Genomic DNA, 23,933 nt, shown 5'->3' with positions numbered 1-23,933 from the left:
TAACGCACCCTACTAGTATATTCTCTTCACTCCGGTTACTTCAGCACTCAAAGAATCCAAGGCAACCAGGTCATCAGCATTGAGCTCCTTTAAGGACGCCTTTCCAAGAGCACGCATGCCTTCTTCCATTTCCAAAACCATAGAGGTTATAACGTTAACGACACTTGTCGATGCCTGTTCAATGTCAAGTTTACTCTTAGCGGGGGAGTCATAAAACACCAATGTGGTAGGGGGCTCCCAGGGTATTACTTTACTGACCTGGCTATGAGTCAAGGCAAGGAGAGGAACAGTAGCCATGTAGATTGCATCCGCACCTAGAGCAATAGCTTTTAGACACTCTCCGGGAGTAAAGAATCCTCCGGCAATAATTAAGCTTATTCGGTCTCGAGCTCGTTCTTTCTCCAAAAAACGTACAGCTCGAACTAAAGCAAAGAGACTGGGTATGCCAAAATCATCTTGTTTGATAGGGGTAGTGGCGTGGGAGCCACCTTGTGCACCATCAATAATGACTGCATCAAACTTTAATTTAATTGCTGCGGCCAAATCATCCTCAAGGTGTCCGGTTGCCATAAGTTTTAAGGCAATAGGAATACCGTTAGCCTTTTCACGTAGATTTTTCATGAAATTAGGCCAATCTCTTTGTTTTTGAACACCGGGGGGTGCAGGAAAGGCAATAGCCATTTCATCAGGTGCTAAGCCCGAGAGTTCTTGAGCCCGACCTTGAAACTCAACAGCAGCTATAGTGACTGCCCCCATATCAGCGCCTTGCCCCATTTGAACCTCCAACATATCGGCAGAGTCAATTTGTTCCTGAGTCCGAGCCCCCCAAGCCCAGCGGGAAATTTGCAATGTGAATTTTCCTGCTTCCATTCGCTCCTCTGGCAAAAAGGGACCTTCCCCAGAGCAGGTGGAAGTCTTTAGAGTTTTAGCAGCTCTAGCTAAAGCTCTTTTGGCTTCTTCACTAAGTGCTATGCCATAAGCCATAGCCCCAATTATTATAGGGATATCAAGAGTCATAGGCTTATAAGCTTTTGGACCAATGGTTACCTGCATGTCTATCTGAGTACCTTCAGGTAAAGAGAGTCTTGTCATAATTTGTGGAGCAAACATGAGACTGTCAAAGCCGGGAAAATGCTTAGGGGAACCAAGAGGACGTGTTATGATTTTTCCATTCTTAGCTCGAAAGCCTATTTCCAGAATATTTAAGACTGAAATGCGTTTTCCTGCTGGCCACAATTCCATGAGATTTTGAGTGTATTTGTCGGAAAGGAGTCTGTCAGAAAAACCCTTGATCTGGAACCCTATGACATAGCGCAAAAAGGGCTTTGTAATAAGGATAATTACCAGAAGTAATTGAAGAGCTATCAATAGGATTAACAGCAACAACCAGAATGAACTTGTTATGGTAATCTGCATTTTTTAACCTCGCAACTGACGTTGTATTGTTTGCCTTCACTACTTATAAGTTTGTCTCCCGCCAAGCCTTAAAAATGTACCAGGATAATAGAAGATCTCCCAATGTAAACATAGTCCCACCCAGTACCCGTAGGATCAAATAGGGATTAAGGAGCAGATGGGCATCCATAAAATCCATACCCAAGATCCGCCATAGATAAGTCTCTTTGAGGCCGGCAGCCAGAAGAGCTGAGGACATAATTATCAGGCCAATATTGAGAATTATCACAGCCAGAACTCCCCCCTTATACTCTTGGAGTGTTGGTTCACTCCCTTGGCTCAGGACATAATAACACCCTGCTAAGACTACAAATCCTAAGCTTCCAAATAAGGCTAGATGAGCATGACCGGAAGTAAAATACGTTCCGTGCATATATAGATTAACCCAAGGTATGGTGAGAAATAAGCCGAGAAGAGATGCACCAGTTACATGATAAAATACGCTGCTAAGCAACAACCACAATGTAAGCTTTTCTCGCCGATTGTGGATTTCTTTTGATTTTAAGCCTTTATAAGTCATATGTACTAACATCCCTACGGGAATAACTTCTACCAGACTTACCAACGAGCCCAGAATTAACCAGATGGCAGGAAATCCGATCCAGTAATAATGATGTCCGGTACCATATAATCCCCCGATTATTGCCAAAGAGGCTTCTAAGTAAAGCCATTTTTCAATTTGGGTACGATTAGCCAGACCGGAAACAATGAAAAAAGTGGCAATGAAACCCACTGAGGTCAATTCAAAGGCCATTTCTTCCCATAAATGAACAACCCAAAACTTGGTAGCTTCATCTACGATTGGGTTGTTGAAAGTTATTGTGTTAGGCAGCAACAGCAACAACAGAAAGATCATTCCCACGGTCATAGTCGCAGCAGCCGGAGTAATGTTTTGTCTATCCGTTAATAAGGTTCGGATGAGATTGTATGAGGCCAGAGTTAGTGCCAGACATATGCCGAGGTAAAAAATAGGTTTTCCTTCGAGGAATTCCCGTCCATTACCTAGTCTTAGGGCCAGGGTTCCAAAGATAGAGAGAGTAAATAACATAACTACCCAGTATTGCCAGCGGGCTAACCTGGGAGAATGGATCTCACGATTAAGCTCAGCCGTCATGAAAAAGTAAACCATACCCATGGTACCGATGAGTGGCCAAAAATCTGCCAACCCCAGATGGATTGCTCTTCCGTACTCAAAGGGGATAGGCGAAGGTAAATCGGATATCACTAAATCCAGTGCTCCCATCAAGGCCACAACGCTTTGCAGGGCAAATAAGCATACTGCGGATAAACAATACCTACGACTAATTATTTGGGCCAAAAATTGCTGCTTTGAGGTGATGGATTGATTCATGAGTCATCCTCCACTTGCTCTTGCTGAGGAGGCCATCCCAAAGTGGGTATAGTGTTAAGAAATTCCAGATAGTTTACTAAGTTCTCGGCATCAATTTGATCCAAGGCCGGATGACGGGCGTATTTATGAGGGCGCATAACAGGAGCCTCAACAAGAAAGTCGATAAGGTATTCCGTAGTCTCCGCATCAGTAATGTGAGTTAAATCGTCTGCTTCATAGCCACCGTGTCCAAATAGAGTGTGACAGCTCACGCAGTTGTTTTTTTGCCAGATGAGCTTTCCCGCTACAGCTTGTTCCGGGATAGAAGACGGAAGTTTTGCCGAAATCAAGGTAATTCCTACAAATAATATGAAAGACGGGATGCTTAGTAATAACAAAGTGTGTAGCTTCAAGGAGATTTCCCTTCCAATTCCTCAGAATACACATGGTAGTATTTGACATAATGCCGATACTATACATTCCTAGTCCCAAACATATTGGAATAAAACGAATGATCTTGTAGAAAGCAGGGGGATTGAATGGTACAATATAGTAATAAACATGTGCAAATATATGTAATGGGGGCTTCATATGAGGGGAAAAGGGCTGATTCTATTCGTAATAGCTGCAATGTTACTACTCCTTCCCGGGTGTAATCTCATTGAGGATGACAAAGAACCATTAGATCCTTCGAAACCGGTTACAGTTATTGTATGGCATTATTATAATGGTCATATCAAAGATAAATTTGATGCCTTAGTGGCAGATTTTAACGAAACAGTAGGGGTGAAAAGAGGGATCGTCGTGGATGCACAAAGTTTAGGCGATGTAGAGCAACTTGCCAACGCAGTTTACGACGCTGCCAATAAAAATATCGGTTCCCAACGGTTACCAGATATTTTTATGGCCTATCCGGACAATGCCTATCGAATCCAAATGGTTACAGAACTGGCAAACCTGGAGGAACTTTTCTCTAAAGAGGAATTAGAACGCTATAGAGCAGAGTTCTTGAAGGAGGGGCGCTTTGGAAAAGAACAACATTTGAAGATTCTCCCCATCGCCAAATCCTCTGAGATATTGTATGTCAACAAGACATTTTGGGACGAATTTTCTCAAGAAACAGGTGCAGATATCCAAAAGTTGAAGACCTGGGAAGGCTTAATTGAGATTTCCGAGTTGTACAGGGAACATACAGGTAAGGCATTTTTGGGGATCGATTCCAGCGCTAATTATATGCTTTTATCAGGAATGCAGCTGGGAAGGGAAATCTACAGCTTCGAAGATGACTCAGTTCGCCTGAATTTTACTGAAGACGTGGCCAGGACTATTTGGGATTACTATTATATTCCTTACATAAAAGGTTATTTTGAAAAAAGCGGTCGTTTTAGCTCTGATGACGCAAAAACCGGCACTGTGCTGGCTTATACAGGTTCTACGGCTGGATCCGGTTACTTTCCCGCAGAAGTGACGGTGCAGCAGGATGAAGTTTATACCATTGAACCTATGACATTGCCTTATCCTTATTTTGGCAAGGGTAAGCCCTATGCTTTTCAGCAAGGTGCTGGGATGTGTGTGACTAAGAGTGACAAGGCCCATGAGTTTGCTGCCGGGGTCTTCCTGAAGTGGTTTACTGAACCTTCCCAGAACATCGAATTTGCAGTTTCCACCGGGTACTTTCCGGTTATGAATGAATCGTTAGATGGTAAGTTGTTGCTTGAAGAACAAAACAAAATAGGTCAAAGCAATAGTGCTATCCCTAAGATGATAGACTCGACACTCCAAATGTTTAAAACACACACCTTGTATTTCAACAAACCCTTTAAGGGAAGCTATGAGATGCGATTGCTGCTGGAAAGTAATTTGTCCAATAAAATTACAAGAGATCTGGAATTGTTGGATAGAGATGTCGCAAACGGAGAGGACCGCACAAAAGTTATTGATTCTTTAGTTTCAGATTCCCAATTTGACAGATGGTATGGGCAAATAAAAAAAGAAGGGTCTTTGATTTTGGGTGAGTGATGAAAGAAAAGCTTGTAATGAAGAAAATTGGGATGGATAAAAAGTCAATATTATTTCGTATGACCAGTTTTGTTATTGCACTAATCGTTATTCAAGCAATTCTTTTGACAGGCACCCTGATAGCAGGAGGGGTTCTCAGTCAGGCCCAAGAAAATGCTTATCAGTCTTTTTATGATAAAGTTCACAATCGCAATGATAGCGTACAGAGGGAAATGAAAAACCGCTGGACTAATATGACCCCCTTTATCAATAAGTTTTCCAGAAATCTCTCTGATACATCATCGAGTAAGGCCTTTTTCGATGAATCAATTGACGAATTGATAAATATGCTGAGGACGACTCAGACTACAGGCGCCTTTATTATTTTAAAAGAAGAAGAATTGGCTAAGTATCCGGCTCTGTATATTCGTGACTATGATCCACTTTGGAATGATTATTCAAGTAAAGATTTATACCTGATTCTTGGACCTTCGGATTTGGCAAAAAAACAAAAAATCCCAATGGATCAATCCTGGAAATATGACATGAAATTTGATGAGAGTAACAGTGAGTTCTTTGAGAAGCCGTTTTCTAAGGCTCCTCTAACCTTTAATGCCAACTTGTTGGGCTATTGGAGTCCGCCTTTTAAACTTTTTCCTGATGATTTGCCTATAATAACTTACACAATGCCGCTTTTTGATGGGGATAACGTCTTACGAGGTATCATAGGTGTAGAAATATCTGTGAATTACTTTAATCAATTTTTGCCCGCCATAGACTTACAGCCCAGGGATTCAATGGGGTATTTGATCGGATACAGCAATGAAGGAGCTAACAAAATTCAGCCGATTTTAATGGTCGGTGCCTTACAAAAACGGATGATCAGAGGAGATGAATCATTCGCTTTGACTGAAGTAGATAAGAATCGAAATATTTATCGTGTAGAAAATCACAACAGTGAAGAAAAGATATACGCTTGTCTGGAACGAATAGGACTTTACAAATTTAATACACCCTTTGAGGAAGAGTCTTGGTACTTAGTAGGCCTAATGACAGAAAATCATCTTCTTAATTATGTCCGTAAAATCCAACAAATCCTAGGAATGTCCCTATTGGCATCCATCGCAATTGGAATAGTTGGAGGGTATTTCATCAGCTATCGATTCACGAAACCAATAACTCAACTCGTTAAGCAGGTGAAAGAAAGTGCTAACAACAAAGCGCTTAAACTTAATCCAACGGGGTTGACCGAAATTGATGGTTTGTCCAGCGCAATGGAAAATGCCAATAATGAATTGCTTGAGTCTACCGTGAAGATGTCAAAAATAATCGATCTGGCTGATTTTCCAATTGGTGTTTTTGAGATTAAACGTGATTCCAGCCATGTATTTATGACAGATCAATTGCCAGTAATTCTTGAAATAGACAGTGCTCTCATGGCTGAGATTATTCAGAACAAAGAGAAGTTTATAGCTCATATCCGGCAGAAATTTAATCATCCGGAAAAAGAGGATGAGAATGTTTACCAAATATCCACGGAACCCATCAAATACGTCAAGGTAAAATTGGTAAAAAACGAGAATAGCACTATGGGTGTTGTAAGCGATGTGACACAAGAGATTTTGGAGAAAAATAAGATTAAAATGGAACGGGATTATGATCCTCTGACCATGATCTACAATAGAAAGGCAGTTCAACGCCGTATTGAGAACCTTATAGAAAGTGCCGGCTCACAGGACACAGCCGCACTTATCATGTTTGATCTTGATTATCTTAAGAAAATCAATGACACTTATGGGCATCAATGGGGAGACTCATATATTAATAGAGCGGTATCACATCTTTCTAAAATAGGAGGAACATCTAGTATTTTGGGGAGACGTTCCGGAGATGAATTTGTTCTATTCTTATTTGGCTTTGAGAACAGGAATGCCATAAGGATGGAAATGGATAACTTTTACCAGGGCTTGACTAAAGATTTACTTGCATTTCCAGACAGTTCCCTCAAGCCTATAACGATTTCGGGCGGACTTTTATGGATTGAGGACTGGACCCTTAAGTACGATGATCTCCTGAACAAAGCTGATCAAATATTGTATGAAGCAAAAAGTAGAAACAAAGGGTATTATGTTGAGAGCGCCTAGACAGGCGCTCTTATTTTGTGGTATTCAAGCCCCTCAGTTCATGGGGGTATTCTTTATTCAGCTTGAGTAGTTGCTTGAATAAAAATAAACCCTGCCCGTATGACAGGCAGGGTATCAGATCGTGTAAAGTTCAATAAGAATGTCCCAATGTTTTTCTGAAGCTAAGAATCACTTGATCCAGTAACCATACTGGCTATAGAGCAATGGGGAGATTGGTTGACAAGTCTGATATTTTTACGAAAGCGTTCATACCTAAAACGGCAGTAATCCAGAAAATCTTCGCCGTTGTAATGCCTGATTAAGGCCCAAACTGTCCAAAGTAAATCTTGGGCCATCATAAAGCCTTTTATTTTAAGTTCCTCCATTGTGGTAAGTGGATAGCCAAAGTAGTTTTTAACTAAATACTGGATGGCTTCTTCGTTTAGTTTTGATTCAAGAATATAGGCGGCTACGTCCCAGCAAGGATCGTTCATTCCGGAATATTCCCAGTCTACCAGATACGTCCGGCCATTGTCATCCATTATAAAGTTTTCCGGCACAGTGTCATTGTGACATGGCACAAGAATTGTACTATTTATATTTTTTTGAACAAAAAAGATTAGCTGTTCCTTTAAGGCTTGATAGTCAAAGAAAAAACTCCCGTGTAATTGTTGGATAATCCCTTCGTACTTAGAGAGCTCCTTTTGCCAATCAAAATGATTTGTAAAACCTCTGGGAAAGGAATGTATTTTTTTCATGATGTCGCATACGGATTCTAGATTATGAAAAGAACCGGGATTAGCCTGTGCCATATTGCAACTGTTCTTGATATAGATGCTTATCTTGATTCCGCTTGATTCATCAAAATAAATGCAATCAGAGTTCACACCTAACTCTGAGGCAATATGGTTATTGACCCTTTCAATCTTACGATCAATAATTTGTTCGGTCATGCCGCCAGGCTGCCGGATAACATACTCGATACCATTAATAACCATTATATAATTGTAGTTAGTAAGCCCACCGGCAAATCTTGATTTGTCGAACACAATTCTTTCGTCGTGAAAAGCCTGTCGCAACTTTTCCTGAACCAGTTCTTCCATTTCCATACATATCTCCACCAAGTTTAAGTGTACTTGGATTTTGTGATTATTTGTAATTAACTTTAGCAAAAAAAAATAACAAAATCAATGCATTTGGAATGTTGTATTCTTATGGTTAAACGAAGCTATTAAATAAGATTGTACAAGACTTAAAAAGCAGTAAAGCCATTAGTGTAATTGGCTTTACTGCTTTTTAAAATAACAACTTTGCAAGTACTATGCTAATTGTACGCTAAGGAATAAGGATATTAGTCAATAAAGTGCAAAAAAAACTTCTTAGTCCAATAAAATATTTTGGCTGGATATAATAATGCAATTAGACATATTGATTCTTCAAAAAAATAATATCCCTATGAGATATTATAAAAGTACATAATTTGTACAAAAAGACAACAATGCGACAATCCTTGAGCGTTAAATTATAGAAAAGTGGGGTTGTTTCGATGAAATACTTTGGGGAAGAAGCCCTGGGTCTTGTAGAAACCAGAGGTATGGTACCGGCAATTCAAGCAGCTGATGTTATGTGTAAAGCAGCTGATGTTGTTCTTGTTTCTTATGAAAATGTGGGTTCGGGACTTGTTACAGTAATGGTTAAAGGAAGCGTAGCAGCAGTGAGATCGGCTGTAGAAAGTGGTGCAGCGGCAGCAGCAGCCATAGGCGAAGTGACAGCCTCCCATGTAATGCCGCGTCCCGTCAGCCGGGTAGGCAAGATAGTTTCGGTTCATGACATTGATGAAGAGTAATCATTGATTTTTGAAAGGGGAGTCCGCGTGGACACAAATGGTGCCTTAGGGTTCATAGAAACGTATGGCCTGGTTTCGGTGCTGGAGGCGGCGGATGCAATGTGCAAAGCTGCAGATGTGGAATTGGTAGGATATGAGAATGTGGCTTCCGGTTTGATTTCTGTAGTAATCCGCGGCGATGTGGGAGCAGTGAAAGCAGCAGTCGAGGCTGGCGTTAAAGAAGCTAGCAAAGTCGGGAAAATCTATTCCTCCAATGTCATTGCCAGGCCGCACCCAGACGTTGAAAAAATTATCGCCAGATATGTTCTTGATTGGTAAAAAGGGCACTTAAGCATTATAATTCAGCGGTTGGAAAGGGGAGTGATTGAAAATATGAATAGAATAGACAACGATTTGCTCTCCGTCCAAGAGGCTCGAATTCTTGTGGAAAATGCCCGTGAGGCCCAAAAGATACTGGCAACTTTCTCTCAGGAAATGCTAGACAAAATTGTTGGCCATATGGCTGAGACGGTGTACAAATATGCCAGAGAACTGGCAATTCTGTCTCAAGAAGAAACTGGCTTTGGCAAGTGGCCGGACAAGCTGGTTAAAAATATTTTTGCTAGTGATTTTCTCTATAAGAAGATCAGAGATATGAAAGTTGTCGGTATTATTAGGGAAGACAAAGAAAATAAAACCATAGATATAGGCGTACCTGTTGGAGTTATTGCTGCCTTGCCACCTTCTACAAACCCTGCCTCAACCACAATATACAAAACCTTGATTGCCATAAAGTCTGGCAATGCAATTGTTTTTGCACCTCATCCCAAGGCTAAAAAAACCATCGCTAAGGTGCTGGATATATTAATTCGAGCTGCAGAGGAAAAAGGTTTGCCAAATGGAGCCATCGGGTATCTGCGAACGATTGCTGTAGACGGAACAGTTGCTTTAATGAACCACAAAGACACATCCCTTATCTTGATTACAGGTGTGCCTAAGATGGTTAAAGCCGCATATACCTCGGGAAAGCCAACGATTTATGGCGGCCCGGGTAACGGACCTGCTTTTATTGAACGTTCCGCAGATATACAAAAGGCAGTGGCAGATATTGTCCTTAGCAGAACTTTTGATAACGGAATCGTCTCAGCATCGGAACAATCTATTGTCGCCGAAGACTGTATTGCCGATGAAGTAAGGCGTGAACTCAAGAAAACCGGCGCTTACTTCATGAATGGACAAGAGGCAGAACAACTTAGTAAGTTGTTTTTTAGGCCTGATGACAGTTTGAATCCCGAAATAGTAGGAAAGACCGCTGTTGAGTTAGCTCATCAAATCGGTATATGTGTTCCGGAAGATACCAAAGTTTTAGTTTCGGAACAAAAATTTGTCTCTTCCAGCAATCCTTATTCAAGAGAAAAGCTTTGCCCGGTTCTGGCATTTTATGTAGAAAAAGATTGGATCAACGCTTGTGAAAAATGCATAGAATTGCTTGTCAATGAGGGGCGGGGACATACTCTAATTATTCATTCTAGAAATGAAGAGGTAATTCGAGAGTTTGCCTTAAAAAAACCTGTATCAAGAGTGCTCGTAAATACTCCCGCCACCTTAGGCGGGATAGGAGCGACAACCAATCTCTTCCCAGCACTAACCTTAGGCTCTGGAGCAGCAGGCGGGGGGTACACTTCCGATAATGTAACTCCAATGAACTTAATTAATATTCGAAAAGTCGGTTATGGTGTACGTCAGCTAGAGGATATAACCAATGGCACACAGGTGGGTAAAGACGCTAAAGTAAGTGAGACTAGTTGTTTCGCTGATCAGAGTTCCAATGATCTGGTGGGACTGCTCGAAAAATTACTTAAACAACTCACCTAAACTAAAAAATAGACAATCACCTATTTATAACGTAAGAAGGAGGAATAAACGTTGGATATAAAAGAGTTCTCAACTAAATTTGCAGATGCCACAAAACACTTGTCACAAGATGAAAAAGCTCTGGTTATGAAACTGTTTGAGGGTATTTCCAAGGGGCTGGCCACACACCCTGCAACAACAAACAGTGTGACAAAATCCCCAGTCTATGAAGGGGAAATTACAGGGTTAACACCTCGTTTAGAACGACTAAAAGCAGCTTATTTAAAAGTAAAGCCAAGTGTCAGTACCTATCGGGCTCGGGCCTTCACCCAAGTGACTAAAGAAAATGCGGGGTTGCCTAAAATTCTCCTGCGGGCTAAGTGCTTTAGAAAAGCTTGTGAGACAGCTCCCTTGGTGATTCAAAATGATGAATTGATTGTGGGTCATCCCTGCGGAAAAGCGAGAGCGGGTGCAGTATCCCCGGATATCGCCTGGCGCTGGATTCGGGATGAATTGGACACCATGTCAACCCGGGCGCAGGATCCCTTTCAAATCAGTGAGGAAGATAAGCGGATTTTGCGAGAAGAAATCTTCCCCTACTGGGAAGGCAGAAGCTTAGATGAAATATGTCAGCAACAATATGAAGATGCCGGAGTGTGGTCTTTTTCGGGGGAATCCTTCGTCAGTGATCTTTCTTACCATCAGGTAAATGGTGGTGGGGACACTTGCCCGGGTTATGATGTCATACTCGTTAAAAAAGGGATTAATGGAGTAAGACAGGAAGCCGTTGACAAATTGAGCAAATTGTCCATGGAAAATCCAGAGGACATTGATAAGATTTATTTCTATAAAGCAGAGATCGAAACATGCGATGGAATTCTGACTTATGCCAAACGGCTGTCGGATTATGCCAGAGAGCTGGCAGGCAGAGAGTATGACTCAGCTCGACAAAAAGAACTTTACAAGATTTCCGATGTTTTAACCCGGGTACCCGCCAATCCTCCCAGCACTTTCCAGGAAGCACTTCAGTCTGTCTGGACACTTCAATCGCTGTTTGTAGTGGAAGAAAATCAGACGGGTATTTCTCTTGGACGTTTAGATCAATATATCTACCCCATGTTCAAAGCCGATATGGAAGCCGGCAGAATAAATAAACTCGAAGCCTTTGAATTAATAAGCAGCTTCTTAATAAAATGCTCTGAAGTTATGTGGCTTTCCAGTGAACTTGGGGCTAAATATTTCGCCGGCTATCAACCGTTTATCAACTTGACCATTGGCGGACAGAAGAGAACCGGTGGTGATGCAACTAATGAACTGACCTATCTGATCATGGATGCAGTTCGATTCACAAAGATGTATCAACCTTCATTAGCTTGTCGGATTCATAATAAGTCCCCCCAAGAGTATTTAAAGAAAATCGTTGATGTGGTTAAAGCGGGACTGGGCTTCCCTGCCTGTCACTTTGATGATACACATATAAAAATGATGTTAGCTAAAGGGTTCTCCATTGAAGATTCACGAGATTATTGTCTAATGGGTTGTGTTGAGCCACAAAAATCCGGCAGAATTTATCAATGGACATCCACTGGCTATACTCAATGGCCCATTGCCATAGAATTTGTTCTCAACCGCGGTATGATGAAATGGCATGGCACCATGCAAGGAATTGACACAGGAGATCTGGACAACATCAAGACCTACGAAGAATTTGATGCTGCCTGCAAGCAACAGCTTGAGCATATTATTCGTTTGTCTGCCATCGGAACTATTGTTAGTCAGAGAGTACACCGAGACCTGGCCCCCAAACCGCTGATGTCTCTCTTGGTAGAAGGCTGTATGGAAAAAGGAACCGATGTTACTCACGGAGGAGCTCTCATTAATTATGGACCTGGACTTATCTTCTCCGGTTTAGGAACCTACGCCGATTCTATGGCTGCGATTAAAAAGTTGGTCTTTGAAGACAAGAAGTATACGCTGAAACAAATCAGGGACGCTGTAGATGCGAATTTCGAAGGGTACGAAGCCATTCGGACAGATTGTCTCAATGCACCAAAATACGGGAACGACGATGATTATGTCGATGAAATAGCTTCAGATATCATCATTTGGACAGAGCGGATTCATCACACCTTTAAAATGCTGTACTCTCACTTAACTCATGGTACCCTGTCTATTTCCAATAACACGCCTATCGGAGAAATTACCGGTGCAACAGCTAATGGAAGACTGGCGTGGACACCTCTCTCAGACGGAATCAGCCCGACACAGGGGGCGGACAAATTAGGCCCAACGGCTATCATCAAATCCGTCAGTAAGTTGAGCAACGAATCAATGAATGTAGGTATGGTGCATAACTTTAAACTTCTGAGGGGCATTCTGGAAACCCCTGAAGGAGAAAATGGCTTAATCACCTTACTGCGAACAGCATCTATCCTCGGCAATGGCCAAATGCAGTTCAGCTATGTTGACAACGAAGTCTTAAAGAAAGCCCAAATTGAACCGGACAAGTACAGAGACTTAATTATTCGTGTCGCCGGATACAGCGCTTACTTCGTGGAACTGTGCAAAGAAGTTCAGGACGAAATAATAAGCAGAACCGTCTTAGAGCATTTTTAATTCGCTATAGACTTAGACCTTGATGAGCCGCAAGATGGAGAATACTAGGGATGGGGACATTATGAGTACAGAAACCGTTAAAATCTTGGAAAGAAAAGCGAGAATCTTCAATGTCCAGAAATACTCCATTTATGATGGACCGGGGGTTAGAACATTAATTTTCTTCAAAGGCTGTCCCCTCAGATGTAAATGGTGTTCAAATCCTGAGGGGCTTGAAAGAAAGTATCAAGTCATGTTCAAAGAGGATCTTTGCATTGATTGTGGCCTCTGTATTACTGAATGTCCCGTCCAAATCCATTATTTCCAGGACGAAGAAAGACTGCGACAAACTAACCCTAAAACAACTAGGCATAAAGTAAATCGCAGCATCGATTGTATTGGTTGCCGAAAATGCGAAACAGTCTGTCCTAAACAGGCACTCTCCATTGTCGGTTTGGACAAAACAATTTCCGAAGTTCTGGAGATCATCCAGCAAGATATGCTCTTCTACCTGAGTTCAGGTGGAGGAGTGACTCTTGGGGGAGGGGAAGTCACAGCCCAACCGGAATTTGCCACCAACCTCCTAACTGAATGCAAGCGCTTAGGTATTCACACTGCCATTGAAACCTCAGGCTATGTAAAACAGGATTCCCTGCTCATGATAGCCCAATTTACGGATTTGTTTCTCTATGATATTAAGCACATTGATTCTGATCGGCATCATGAACTTACCGGAGTACGGAATGAACGTATCCTGGACAATTTAAGAGAACTCATCCGCCGGGGTTTTAATGTCAAGGTTCGGATGCCTCTCCTTAAGGGATTAAATGATAGTGAGGAAACCATCCTCAAAACCTTGGAATATCTAAAGCCCTTTAGAAACTACAGGAACTTTCAGGGTGTTGACTTGCTCCCCTATCATAAATTAGGAATCAACAAATACAAGCAATTAGACATGAACTACTCGATCACCGAAGATTTAAGCTACAAACCGGAAGAATTAGATAAAATCGAAGAGTTAATCAAAGGGTATGACTTTCAGGCGGAAGTTATCAGACATTAATGATGATAGGGGACAGGAGGGATAATATGAGTATGGCCGATGAGTTTGACAGAAAACGAATTATCCAGGAATCTGTACCAGGCAAGCAAGTCACTCTGGCTCACATCATAGCATCACCTGTCCAAGATATCTATGAACGTCTGGGCATTGAGGAAACAGGAGCCATCGGGATATCAACCCTTACTCCAGGCGAGACGGCTATTATAGCTGCAGACATTGCCACAAAGGCCTCTGATGTAGAGATTGGTTTTCTGGATCGTTTTACAGGTGCCCTGATTATTTCCGGTGATGTAGCCAGTGTTGAAACAGCAATGGGTGCGATTAATGATACTTTAGAAACTTTGTTGGGTTTTACCCCGGCCAAAATTACACGCACATGAAGAAGCGCATTATGATCGTAGGGCCAACCCAATCCGGAAAATCCACTCTAGCCAATGTTTTAAACGAATCCAGCAGGCCGCTAAAAAAGACCCAGGATATCATCTACGGGAAAAACACCATTGATACACCAAGCTCCTATTTAGAAAACCCCTCGATGTACAAATACCTAATTGCCACTGCTCAAACCGCATCTCATTTACTGATTCTTGTTGATCAATCTAAATTAATTGAAGTATATCCCCCCGCTTTCGCCAAATCCTTTAACTGTCCTGTACTTGGAGTGATTACTAAGATCGATGTGGCTCAGGAATTCGACGATTTGAGTATTCAACAGTTGAAAAGAATTGGGGTCAACGAGCCTTACTTCAGAATTTCTTTAAAAGACAATAACGGCGTAGAAGCCTTGAAACAATATATATTTTCTGAATTCTAGTTTGCAGAAATGATAGTCCGGGAGATTTATAAAGAGATTTAAGGAAGGTGAGGTGAGGCAATGAAATTCATCACAGAGATGGAACTGCGAGATTTATACAGACGAGAGCCCTTTACAACTTATTCTCTAGAACCGGATACCAAGATTACACCCGGAGCTCGTCAATTTCTTGTGGATCGACGTGTTACGCTGGTTCAGAATCAGGCAAATGTTGACAAGCAACAACCTAGTGACACATCCAACCAGGCACAATCAAGGGAAAGTTGGATGATTCTTAGATTGCTAGGCAAAATAGATTGTCTGGAGTCGTTATTTCTGCTAATCGCCGCGGAACTATTCCATTTCGGAAATGCTATCCTGTCTGAGGAAGTCATAGAACTGGGAAAATGCTTCCAAAATGTGAAAAAGGCTGAACGAGGGCAGATTACCTCGGAAAAAATTCAATTCTGGGGATGGTCAGAAGAAGAAATCAGCGATCGTTCCGCTAAGCTGGAAAAGCAAGTTGACCTTAGTGAGTTTCAAGTTGAATCGGAGAATAGCAAAGAAATTGCTCTGTTAAACTACTTGCGCGCCTCCCTACGAGAGATCGAACCAGCAATCTTAGAAGCCTACTGGAATGAAGAAAAGCAAAGCTGCTCACGACAAGATTTAATTGATTCAGTTAATCTGATCATTAATATACTCGGCATGATGATCTGGAAATGCTTGGGGGGGAAGAAATGGACACAGTAAATTCAACCTTTCTATACTGCGACCAGCTTGTTAGTGATTTTGAGAAAGTTATTGAAACACCCATAATCAACAAATCCTCAGTTTATTATACAGGTGTTGATTTGGGAACTGCCTATATCGTTTTGGCTGTCCTTGATGAAAATTATCAACCGGTTGCCGGGGCATATCGCTTTGCCAGTGTGGTTAAAGATGGCATGGTGGTGGACTATATAGGTGCTATTCGCATTGTCAAAGAGTTAAAACAAGAAATTGAAGAAAAGCTTGGCACTGAACTGATTTATGCGGCAGCAGCCCTGCCCCCAGGAACTGATACCCTAGACTCAGGAGCCATTAAAAATGTAGTACAGGCAGCAGGTTTTGAAATTACTAATATCTTAGATGAACCAACGGCAGCTAACGCCGTACTGAAAATTAAAGATGGGGCAATTATTGATATTGGTGGAGGAACAACAGGGATTGCCATCTTGAAAGATGGCAAAGTGATTTACGTTGCAGATGAGCCGACAGGCGGTACTCATTTTTCCCTGGTTATTTCCGGAGCCTACAAAATGAGCTTTGACGAAGCAGATGTCTATAAACGTGATTTTAAAAACCATCGAGAATTGATTCCGGTAATCCGACCGGTTATAGAAAAAGTCTCAACCATTATCAGTCGTCACATTAAAAAATATTCCGTAAAAGAACTATATCTGGTAGGCGGCACCTGTTGCTTGGAGGGAATTGAAGATATCATTGCCAAACAAACTAAACTTCCTACCTATAAACCTCAGAATCCTATGTTTGTAACCCCTTTGGGGATTGCCCTTAACTGCACTCAAGAAGAACTATAGGCAGGAGTGAGGTTTAACCATGGAATACCGAATTATAAAATCCCCGTCCAGTGGGACCTTAGATATTCTCTTTCGGCGCAAAGGCTCGGCTTCTACAATCCCTATTGAGAACTATGATGCTGTGGGTTTGGTGCAAGGTCGTTTGATTGATATGGTTTTTGCCGCCGATGTTGCAGAAAAAGCTGCCGGAGTAACAGTCGAAGACATCAAAGGGCATTGTCCCCAGAATCTGATTATGATTGCTATCTTTGGAGATACGGCATCGGTAGAGGCCGCCATTAATGAGATTCAGTATAAATTAAATAAAGATAAAGTCGGTGAAATTCGATGATTGCAGCAAAAGTAATTGATAGTATATGGTCGACGCGCAAAGCCGATTCCCTCATAGGTCTGAAATTCATGTTGATAGAGGTCCTGGGCGGCATTGATGCCGGACGGATCATGATAGCTGCCGACACCATCGGCGCCGGCATAGGAGAGCGAGTACTTGTCTGTAACGGCAGCTCAGCCCGTAAAATGTTCGACCGTGAAGATATTCCCATTGATTCCGCAATTGTAGGAATTATCGACGAAGACTGTACGTTTTAATGAAACCGGAGGTGGTAGACGTTGGATCTACTAAACATTGTTAAGGATGCAGGGGTTATTGGGGCTGGAGGAGCCGGATTTCCGACTCACGCTAAACTAACTTCTAAAGCTGAATATATTTTGCTTAATGGAGCTGAATGTGAACCTCTGCTAAGAGTGGATCAGCAGCTGATGGAGATGTTTCCTGATCAAATCATTAAAGGAATGGAAGCAGCCGGGAAATACATCGAAGCTCGCAAAGCTATCATCGGCATAAAAGGCAAACACAAAAAGGTCATAGTTCTCATGAGAGAAAGAATTGCTGCTTTGGGACTTTCCAATTACATGGAAGTTATGGAACTAAGAGATATTTATCCCGCCGGCGATGAGCAGGTTTTGGTTCATGAGCTGACTCAAAGAATTGTTCCGGAAGTGTCTATTCCTCTGAAAGTCGGCTGTGTCGTTATCAATTCGGAGACGGCCCTCAATATCTGGAACGCCCTGGAAGGAAAACCTGTGACAGAAACCTACATTACTGTCGCTGGGGATGTCCCCCAGCGCCTGACCCTAAAAGTTCCGGTGGGGACGGCTATCCGTGATGTTATCGCACAATGTGGAGTTAAAAATCTGGATGACTATGCGGTAATAGACGGCGGTCCCATGATGGGCTCGGTGATGGAAAGTCTTGATGGTTATGTCACTAAAAAAAGCAAAGGTTATGTACTGCTCAAGAAAGACCACTTTCTGATCCGTAAAAAAACAGTAAGTCTTGAGCGAGCCAGAGTAATAGGCAAAACGGCCTGTGAACAATGTCGCATGTGCACTGATTTGTGCCCTCGTTATTTGCTGGGTCATAATATGCAGCCTCATAAAGTCATGCGAGCCTTAAGTTACAATCTTGAAGATGTTAAAGAACAACAAATTGCTCAATTATGCTGCGAATGCAATGCCTGTGAATTATACTCCTGTCCTGTCAATCTACATCCCAGATCCGTCAATAGTTTGTACAAGCAAAAGCTGGCAGAACAAGGGATCAAGTATCAGCCTGTTCAGATGGATTTCCAAGCCAGGTCTAGCAGAGAATACCGCCTTATCCCAAGTAAACGTTTAATTATCAAAATCGGCTTAACAACTTTCGATAAGCCGGCACCTCTGACTCAGGTTGAATTTCGGCCTAAAACCATTCGGATCCCCCTTCGACAACACATTGGGGCAGCGGCAATACCTACTGTCGCAGTTGGCGAAAAGGTAAAAGCCGGACAGCTTATCGGTAAAATTCCGGATGGCAGTCTAGGAGCAACGGTTCACGCTAGCTTAAACGGAACTGTGAAAGAAATTAAGGACAATTCTATTTTGATAAAGGTGGGTTCGTAATGTATAGTGCAATAGGTATGATTGAGCTTACCAGTATTGCTAGAGGGATAAATGCCACAGACTTGATGCTTAAAACTGCCTACGTTGAAGTGGTTAGTGCAACCCCCGTTTGTCCCGGCAAGTATATCGCTATCATTAAAGGGGATGTTGCTGCCGTGGAAAGCTCAGTCGGAGTCGGTGTAGAAACAGCTGGGGAATATCTGGTAGACAGCTTTGTTCTTGCTAATGTTCATCCGGGGGTCTTTCCTGCCATAACAGCAACTTCTATGCCGGATGGAACCGGGGCTTTGGGAATTATGGAATGCTTTTCAATGGCCTCCATGATTATCTCAGCTGATGCAGCCCTCAAAGCTGCCGATGTCCAAGCTCTGGAGCTGCGTTTAGGCAGCGGGCTGGGGGGCAAAGCTTACTTCACCTTTACCGGGGATGTAGGTGCCGTAGAAGCAAGCATCGAGGCTGGAAAGGCTATCGCCATGGAAAAAGGCTTGTTAGTGGATACTGAGATAATCCCTGCGCCCTCCGACAGATTATGGGAATCCTTGTTCTAATCTAAGCTAATCCCATAACTTTTATAAATAATTCCAGCGAAAGGAGGTGCGGCCTTGAAAAAACTTATTAGTGCAAACGAAGTAAAAGATGCAGCAAAAAAGGGGCAAAAACAATACTTCGTTGACAGTAATACTATTATTACACTGGCAGCTAAGGATCTGGCTAGAGATCTGGGAATTGAATTTACGACGACAGAATCAACGGCAAATCCAACGACAGTAGGTAATCCAATTTCTAAAAACAACGAACCGCAAAAAAGCGGCGGTGAAAACGAGATTGACCCGGAAATGATCTTTCAAGTTGTCAAAGCTGTATTAACCAACAAGCTCATGGCAAATATCCCTGCATCATCTCCCGAATCACCTTTTAGCAGTGATCGAGAATCAAAAAGCGGGCTGAAAGTTGTAAAAGGTAGAACCGTAAAGCTTGAGACCTTTGACACTGGTAGTCCCGGTACCAACGTAGCTTATCGTGAAGTAATCAGTAAAGATGAATCTAAGATGAGCGCAGGTTTTTTGACCATCGAGAAATCCACCTTTGAGTGGGAGTTAGACTATGAAGAGATAGATGTAGTTCTCGAAGGAAGCCTGTCCATCACCATTAATGGAGAGACTTATCATGCTCATCAGGGTGATGCCCTCCTAGTACCTAAAGGTTCTAAAGTAACCTGGAGTTCATCAGATTATGCTAAACTCTTTTATGTAACCTACCCGGCAAACTGGGCTGATCTTAGGGGATAGAGGAAATTACAAACTAAGAATAATCCAGGCACGAGTACAAACAGTAAAAAGTGTTTAAAAAGCTAAGACAGTGTGAGGAAGGAATAGTAAATTGGAAAACTTTGATTATGATTTACAATCCGTACAAGAGACCAGAAATATTGCTCGTCAAGCTAAACAAGCCCAATGTGAGCTGGCAAAATTTAATGCTGAGCAGATTGATAAAATCATCCAAAATATGGTCAAAGTAGCTGAGGAGAATGCAATTTCACTGGCAAAAATGGCAGTAGAGGAAACAGGCTTTGGTAAAGTAGAGGATAAGATCTTTAAAAATCGTTTTGCTTCAACAGAACTCTACGAATTCATCAAACCCATGCAAACCATTGGAGTCATCAAAGATGATAAGGTCAACAAACTTATCGAAATTGCTGAACCGGTAGGACTACTGATGGGAATTATCCCATCAACGAATCCCACATCTACGACTATCTATAAATCGATTATTGCTATTAAGTCCCGCAACGGGATTGTATTCTCCCCCCATCCTTCGGCTCTAAAATGCACCCTCCAAGCAGCAAGACTAATGAATGATGCTGCCGTCGCTGCAGGTGCTCCGGCCAATATTATTGGGTGCATCTCTAAACCCTCCATGGGTGCCACCAATGAGCTGATGAAATGTAATGAAGTCGCCTTGATTATTGCCACAGGTGGCTCAGCCATGGTAAAAGCGGCCTACAGCGCCGGAAAACCAGCCTTAGGTGTTGGACCGGGCAACGTTCCGGCTTATATTGAGAGAACTGCCGATATCCCGAAAGCAGTCCGAAATATTATCGCCAGCAAAACTTTTGACAATGGAACTATCTGCGCTTCCGAGCAATCGGTTATTGTTGAAGAATGCCTACGTGACCAGGTCATGGAAGAGTTCAAACGTCAGGGCGGCTACTTCATGACACCTGAGGAAACAAGCAAAGTTGCCAAAAATCTGTTTACTCGTAATCATGCCATGAACGCCAAAATGGTAGGCAGATCAGCAGCGGTTATTGCAGAAGGCGCGGGCATAACCATTCCAGCCGGTACTAAAGTCCTGTTGGGAGAACAACACGGTGTGGGTGAAGAATACCCCTTATCTTATGAAAAACTAACCACCGTATTGGCATTTTATACCGTAAAAGACTGGGAAGAAGCTTGTGAGCTGTGCATTAAACTCTTAAATAACGGTGGTGTCGGACACAGCCTTTCCATTCATACTCAAAATCCTGAAATGGCCCTTAAATTTGCTGAAAAACCTGTATTTAGGATCTTGGTCAATACAGCCTCCAGTCAGGGCGGCGTAGGCGCAAGTACAGGTCTTTCTCCATCCTTTACACTGGGTTGCGGTACTTGGGGCGGAAGTGCAACCTCCGACAATGTAACCCCCATGCACTTAATCAATATAAAACGTGTTGCCTACGGAATCAAAGATGTTACCGAAAATCAAACCCCCGCCTATTCAGCTTGCGATACACAAAGTGGCATGCCTAGTGCCATCAGTGACGATCAGATCATGAGCGTTGTGAATGAAGTCATTTCCATGCTGAAAAAAAGAGGTGATAACTAAAAGTGGCGAACTATGAGGAGTTAGCAGCACTGGTGCTGGAAGCAATCAAAGAGGGGGGTTATTTGAACAAGGACTTAAGTTCAATACCGGTAGGAATATCAAACCGTCATATTCATCTGTCCCAAGCAGATTTAGAAACCTTATTTGGGGCAGGATACCAATTGACAAAGACCAAGGATTTATCTCAACCTATGCAGTATGCTTGTAAAGAAACTCTGATCATAGCTGGTCCCAAAGGTGCTATTGAAAAAGTGCGTATCCTGGGGCCGGCGAGAAGTGAATCACAGGTGGAAATACTCCAGGCAGATTGCTTTAAACTTGGTATAACCGCTCCGGTGAGGCTGTCGGGAGACCTGCAAGGAACCCCGGGAGTCACCCTCATTGGTCCCAAAGGAAGTATCCTTCTTACCCAAGGTCTGGTAATTGCCCAGCGGCATATTCACATGAGCCTGGAAGATGCTAAAAACTTTGGGGTAAAGGATGGGGATAGGGTAACCATTCAAATAGACGGACTTCGAGGAGGAACCTACTCGAATGTCGTCATCAGAGCTACCAATACTTCAGCCCTTGAGTTTCACATCGACACTGAAGAAGCAAATGCTATGGCTCTCACATCAAGTTCAAGAATAACGATTCTAAAATAAAATTATTAGGAGGAAACAACAATGAATAAATCAGACGCTTTAGGATTAATTGAAACCAGAGGTATGGTAGGAGCAATTGAAGCAGCAGACGCTATGGTTAAAGCAGCCAACGTTACACTGATGGGTTATGAAAAAGTCGGTGGTGCCTTAGTAACCGTTATGGTAAGAGGAGACGTTGGAGCCGTTAAAGCTGCTACCGATGCCGGTGCTGCTGCCGCTCAACGAGTTGGAGAATTAATCTCTGTTCATGTCATTCCTCGTCCACACGGTGACGTAGAAATGATGCTTCCCGGTGGCAAAAAAGCTTAATAACCTATAAGACAGAATGTTACGAAGGTCAAATCTCTTATCGAGGTTTTGACCTTCGTTTTATTTACATTTTAATGTCGGTGTTGTATTATGAATTGAAATGTTCCGAATCTGTGACATATATCTGCCTGTAGCGGCAAAAAAAGTGGTTATGTTACAAGATCCTTTTATGAAATGCCGGGTTCTGATGTATCTAATGAATTGAACTACTGTAGAGACAGTGGTTGATTCTTTTTTATTTATTAGGGGCAGATTGACAAGCATAACTCAACAGGAATCTGAAAAAACTTCAATCTAAGAAGCTGTTATCCGCTAAGAGAAATTAGAATCAATCATTGAGAAGGAAGTTTTGCTAAAACCATGGACAAGACAAATGAAACCTTAAAAAACTTATTAGATGCCAATCTGTATTCCCGTTATAGCGGACTACTATCACTGTCCAATATATCCCTGCAACTGATTGATACTAATGGACAAATATTGCTTGAGTTTAATCCGTCTCCTGATTTCTGTAAATTTATTTGCCAGGAAGATGAGGCGCGGATATGTTCGGACTATATTTCAAAATTAGAACCAGGAAAAAAATTACGCTTCAACTGCCGGTATGGACTAGCAAATATGCTTTTGCCGGTTGAGATTAATAACCAAACCATAGGTTATGTTGTTGGAGCCCAGGTTTACTCAACAGACAGTGAGTATCAGAAGTATCTGATTGATATAAACGAATTGGCGAAGGAGAAAGAACTAGCACCGGAGTTTATCGCTAAATCAATTGCGGCAATACGGACGATTGAAGAAAATAAAATTGGAATTCACGAACAGATTTGCAACCATATTACCCAAAACATAAGCTATGATTTTTCACAAAGTATTAACACCGCAGATAAAGCGATTGCTCGTTTATCTATTGAAAAAGAAATGCTGGAAAAAAAGATTATCGATCTTGAAGCTAAAAATATGTCCTTGCTCATTAACCCTCATTTCTTATTTAATACCCTAAATTCTATTGCCCGAATTGCCTATTTCGAAAAGTCTCATACAACAGAAGAACTAATTTACTGTCTCTCAGATTTATTGCGCTATAATTTGAAACAAGACGATGAGTTACACACCATAGGGGCAGAGATAGATAACATTGAAAAATACCTTTATATTCAGAAGATACGATTTAAAAATCGTTTAGAATATGATATTGATATTGCTGATAATATTAAGCCCTATAGAATACCAAACATGATCATCCAACCGGTTGTTGAGAATGCACTTATCCATGGCATTACTCCTAAAAGGGATGGGGGTAAGATCAAAATTACCGCTGAAAAATATAAAAATGATATTAATATTTCGGTCATGGATAATGGTAATGGTTTTCCTAAGGAAGTCTTACAAAGCTTGCACGATTCGGAGAATAAACTGGGCATAGGGTTCCGCAGCACGGACAACCGCTTGAAACGATATTTCGGAGAGAATTACGGTTTGAAAATCGCAAAGTCCGACTATAGTGGAAGTACTGTCACCATCTCGATTCCCACCAAACCTAATGCGAGGAGATAGG

At 42.1% G+C, this 23,933-nt stretch carries 24 protein-coding genes; 20 read left to right on the top strand and 4 right to left on the bottom strand.

The window, feature by feature from the left end; all coding sequences use genetic code 11:
- Window positions 1-12: 12 nt before the first annotated feature.
- Genes DP73_RS18855 through DP73_RS18845 form a run of 3 tightly spaced genes read right to left on the bottom strand, consistent with a single transcriptional unit; the run spans window position 13 to window position 3,198 of the window.
- Entirely contained in the window at window positions 13-1,416 is a 1,404-nt protein-coding gene (locus tag DP73_RS18855) for an FMN-binding glutamate synthase family protein (protein WP_034601656.1), read from the bottom strand.
- Window positions 1,417-1,459: 43 nt separating this feature from the next.
- Window positions 1,460-2,806 carry a cbb3-type cytochrome c oxidase subunit I gene (locus DP73_RS18850; RefSeq protein WP_034601655.1) on the bottom strand — a complete coding sequence of 449 codons (1,347 nt, stop codon included), beginning with the start codon at window positions 2,804-2,806 and terminating at the stop codon, window positions 1,460-1,462.
- Window positions 2,803-3,198: a c-type cytochrome gene (locus DP73_RS18845; protein ID WP_034601653.1), complete on the bottom strand. Its 396-nt coding sequence runs from the start codon at window positions 3,196-3,198 to the stop codon at window positions 2,803-2,805. The genes DP73_RS18850 and DP73_RS18845 overlap by 4 nt, the downstream gene beginning before the upstream one ends.
- Window positions 3,199-3,376: 178 nt before the next feature.
- Here DP73_RS18845 and DP73_RS18840 point away from each other — a divergent pair, with 178 nt between their 5' ends.
- Together DP73_RS18840 and DP73_RS18835 are read left to right on the top strand one after the other, a co-directional pair.
- Window positions 3,377-4,804 carry an extracellular solute-binding protein gene (locus DP73_RS18840; RefSeq protein ID WP_034601652.1) on the top strand — a complete coding sequence of 476 codons (1,428 nt, stop codon included), beginning with the start codon at window positions 3,377-3,379 and terminating at the stop codon, window positions 4,802-4,804.
- Window positions 4,804-6,927, top strand: a complete 2,124-nt coding sequence (locus DP73_RS18835) for a diguanylate cyclase (protein WP_052090860.1) — start codon at window positions 4,804-4,806, stop codon at window positions 6,925-6,927. Before DP73_RS18840 ends, DP73_RS18835 begins: the two co-directional genes overlap by 1 nt.
- A gap of 161 nt (window positions 6,928-7,088) precedes the next feature.
- Here the strand turns inward: DP73_RS18835 and DP73_RS18830 are convergent, their stop codons facing one another.
- Window positions 7,089-8,015 carry a choline kinase family protein gene (locus DP73_RS18830; protein ID WP_034601651.1) on the bottom strand — a complete coding sequence of 309 codons (927 nt, stop codon included), beginning with the start codon at window positions 8,013-8,015 and terminating at the stop codon, window positions 7,089-7,091.
- A 437-nt stretch (window positions 8,016-8,452) separates the two neighbouring features.
- Between DP73_RS18830 and DP73_RS18825 the strand changes: the two genes are divergently transcribed.
- The 18 genes from DP73_RS18825 (at window position 8,453) to DP73_RS18740 (ending at window position 23,932) form a co-directional block, all read left to right on the top strand.
- Window positions 8,453-8,752 (top strand): BMC domain-containing protein, encoded by a 300-nt coding sequence (locus DP73_RS18825; RefSeq protein ID WP_014905110.1) that lies wholly within the window; start codon window positions 8,453-8,455, stop codon window positions 8,750-8,752.
- A 27-nt stretch (window positions 8,753-8,779) separates the two neighbouring features.
- Window positions 8,780-9,070 (top strand): BMC domain-containing protein, encoded by a 291-nt coding sequence (locus tag DP73_RS18820; RefSeq protein WP_014905109.1) that lies wholly within the window; start codon window positions 8,780-8,782, stop codon window positions 9,068-9,070.
- A 54-nt stretch (window positions 9,071-9,124) separates the two neighbouring features.
- Window positions 9,125-10,606: an acetaldehyde dehydrogenase (acetylating) gene (locus tag DP73_RS18815; protein ID WP_052090857.1), complete on the top strand. Its 1,482-nt coding sequence runs from the start codon at window positions 9,125-9,127 to the stop codon at window positions 10,604-10,606.
- A gap of 51 nt (window positions 10,607-10,657) precedes the next feature.
- Entirely contained in the window at window positions 10,658-13,201 is a 2,544-nt protein-coding gene (gene cutC / locus DP73_RS18810) for a choline trimethylamine-lyase (RefSeq protein ID WP_034601650.1), read from the top strand.
- A 61-nt stretch (window positions 13,202-13,262) separates the two neighbouring features.
- Complete coding sequence (gene cutD, locus DP73_RS18805) at window positions 13,263-14,243, top strand: choline TMA-lyase-activating enzyme (RefSeq protein WP_034601649.1); 981 nt, start codon at window positions 13,263-13,265, stop codon at window positions 14,241-14,243.
- 32 nt (window positions 14,244-14,275) lie between these two features.
- Window positions 14,276-14,623 carry a BMC domain-containing protein gene (locus tag DP73_RS18800; protein WP_205623416.1) on the top strand — a complete coding sequence of 116 codons (348 nt, stop codon included), beginning with the start codon at window positions 14,276-14,278 and terminating at the stop codon, window positions 14,621-14,623.
- Window positions 14,620-15,057 carry a EutP/PduV family microcompartment system protein gene (locus DP73_RS18795; RefSeq protein ID WP_034601645.1) on the top strand — a complete coding sequence of 146 codons (438 nt, stop codon included), beginning with the start codon at window positions 14,620-14,622 and terminating at the stop codon, window positions 15,055-15,057. Before DP73_RS18800 ends, DP73_RS18795 begins: the two co-directional genes overlap by 4 nt.
- A gap of 60 nt (window positions 15,058-15,117) precedes the next feature.
- A complete protein-coding gene (locus tag DP73_RS18790) occupies window positions 15,118-15,789 on the top strand; it encodes an ethanolamine utilization cobalamin adenosyltransferase (protein WP_034601644.1) in 672 nt (223 codons plus the stop codon).
- Window positions 15,777-16,619: an ethanolamine utilization protein EutJ gene (eutJ, locus tag DP73_RS18785; protein WP_014905102.1), complete on the top strand. Its 843-nt coding sequence runs from the start codon at window positions 15,777-15,779 to the stop codon at window positions 16,617-16,619. Before DP73_RS18790 ends, eutJ begins: the two co-directional genes overlap by 13 nt.
- Window positions 16,620-16,638: 19 nt before the next feature.
- On the top strand, window positions 16,639-16,950 hold the full coding sequence (locus tag DP73_RS18780) for a BMC domain-containing protein (RefSeq protein ID WP_014905101.1): 312 nt from the start codon (window positions 16,639-16,641) through the stop codon (window positions 16,948-16,950).
- Entirely contained in the window at window positions 16,947-17,207 is a 261-nt protein-coding gene (locus DP73_RS18775) for a EutN/CcmL family microcompartment protein (RefSeq protein ID WP_014905100.1), read from the top strand. The genes DP73_RS18780 and DP73_RS18775 overlap by 4 nt, the downstream gene beginning before the upstream one ends.
- Before the next feature lie 21 nt (window positions 17,208-17,228).
- Window positions 17,229-18,560, top strand: a complete 1,332-nt coding sequence (locus DP73_RS18770; RefSeq protein ID WP_034601642.1) for a 4Fe-4S dicluster domain-containing protein — start codon at window positions 17,229-17,231, stop codon at window positions 18,558-18,560.
- Entirely contained in the window at window positions 18,560-19,108 is a 549-nt protein-coding gene (locus tag DP73_RS18765; protein ID WP_034601641.1) for a BMC domain-containing protein, read from the top strand. The genes DP73_RS18770 and DP73_RS18765 overlap by 1 nt, the downstream gene beginning before the upstream one ends.
- Before the next feature lie 54 nt (window positions 19,109-19,162).
- Complete coding sequence (locus tag DP73_RS18760; RefSeq protein ID WP_034601639.1) at window positions 19,163-19,849, top strand: cupin domain-containing protein; 687 nt, start codon at window positions 19,163-19,165, stop codon at window positions 19,847-19,849.
- Between the two features lie 91 nt (window positions 19,850-19,940).
- Window positions 19,941-21,425, top strand: a complete 1,485-nt coding sequence (locus DP73_RS18755; RefSeq protein ID WP_081963100.1) for an acetaldehyde dehydrogenase (acetylating) — start codon at window positions 19,941-19,943, stop codon at window positions 21,423-21,425.
- A gap of 2 nt (window positions 21,426-21,427) precedes the next feature.
- The gene (locus tag DP73_RS18750; protein WP_034601637.1) at window positions 21,428-22,069 is read left to right on the top strand and encodes a phosphate propanoyltransferase; all 642 of its coding nucleotides are present in this window, start codon (window positions 21,428-21,430) and stop codon (window positions 22,067-22,069) included.
- Window positions 22,070-22,090: 21 nt separating this feature from the next.
- The gene (gene eutM, locus DP73_RS18745) at window positions 22,091-22,378 is read left to right on the top strand and encodes an ethanolamine utilization microcompartment protein EutM (protein ID WP_014905094.1); all 288 of its coding nucleotides are present in this window, start codon (window positions 22,091-22,093) and stop codon (window positions 22,376-22,378) included.
- 360 nt (window positions 22,379-22,738) lie between these two features.
- On the top strand, window positions 22,739-23,932 hold the full coding sequence (locus DP73_RS18740) for a histidine kinase (protein WP_034601635.1): 1,194 nt from the start codon (window positions 22,739-22,741) through the stop codon (window positions 23,930-23,932).
- Window position 23,933 lies beyond the last annotated feature (1 nt).

Origin of the sequence: Desulfosporosinus sp. HMP52, from assembly GCF_000765145.1 — a bacterium.
Taxonomy (GTDB): domain Bacteria; phylum Bacillota; class Desulfitobacteriia; order Desulfitobacteriales; family Desulfitobacteriaceae; genus Desulfosporosinus.
The sequence above is the reverse complement of the archived record's forward strand: the minus strand, read 5'-3'. Positions and strand labels throughout refer to the sequence as shown.

Bases quoted from the DNA above. Each gene is read 5' to 3' on its own strand.
- DP73_RS18780 (WP_014905101.1), top strand. From the start codon at position 16,639: ATGGAATACCGAATTATAAAATCCCCGTCCAGTGGGACCTTAGATATT.
- DP73_RS18775 (WP_014905100.1), top strand. From the start codon at position 16,947: ATGATTGCAGCAAAAGTAATTGATAGTATATGGTCGACGCGCAAAGCC.
- DP73_RS18855 (WP_034601656.1), bottom strand. From the start codon at position 1,416: ATGCAGATTACCATAACAAGTTCATTCTGGTTGTTGCTGTTAATCCTA.
- eutJ (WP_014905102.1), top strand. From the start codon at position 15,777: ATGGACACAGTAAATTCAACCTTTCTATACTGCGACCAGCTTGTTAGT.
- DP73_RS18740 (WP_034601635.1), top strand. From the start codon at position 22,739: ATGGACAAGACAAATGAAACCTTAAAAAACTTATTAGATGCCAATCTG.
- DP73_RS18850 (WP_034601655.1), bottom strand. From the start codon at position 2,806: ATGAATCAATCCATCACCTCAAAGCAGCAATTTTTGGCCCAAATAATT.
- DP73_RS18830 (WP_034601651.1), bottom strand. From the start codon at position 8,015: ATGGAAATGGAAGAACTGGTTCAGGAAAAGTTGCGACAGGCTTTTCAC.
- DP73_RS18825 (WP_014905110.1), top strand. From the start codon at position 8,453: ATGAAATACTTTGGGGAAGAAGCCCTGGGTCTTGTAGAAACCAGAGGT.
- cutD (WP_034601649.1), top strand. From the start codon at position 13,263: ATGAGTACAGAAACCGTTAAAATCTTGGAAAGAAAAGCGAGAATCTTC.
- DP73_RS18835 (WP_052090860.1), top strand. From the start codon at position 4,804: ATGAAAGAAAAGCTTGTAATGAAGAAAATTGGGATGGATAAAAAGTCA.
- DP73_RS18795 (WP_034601645.1), top strand. From the start codon at position 14,620: ATGAAGAAGCGCATTATGATCGTAGGGCCAACCCAATCCGGAAAATCC.
- DP73_RS18790 (WP_034601644.1), top strand. From the start codon at position 15,118: ATGAAATTCATCACAGAGATGGAACTGCGAGATTTATACAGACGAGAG.
- DP73_RS18800 (WP_205623416.1), top strand. From the start codon at position 14,276: ATGGCCGATGAGTTTGACAGAAAACGAATTATCCAGGAATCTGTACCA.
- DP73_RS18765 (WP_034601641.1), top strand. From the start codon at position 18,560: ATGTATAGTGCAATAGGTATGATTGAGCTTACCAGTATTGCTAGAGGG.
- DP73_RS18815 (WP_052090857.1), top strand. From the start codon at position 9,125: ATGAATAGAATAGACAACGATTTGCTCTCCGTCCAAGAGGCTCGAATT.
- DP73_RS18840 (WP_034601652.1), top strand. From the start codon at position 3,377: ATGAGGGGAAAAGGGCTGATTCTATTCGTAATAGCTGCAATGTTACTA.
- eutM (WP_014905094.1), top strand. From the start codon at position 22,091: ATGAATAAATCAGACGCTTTAGGATTAATTGAAACCAGAGGTATGGTA.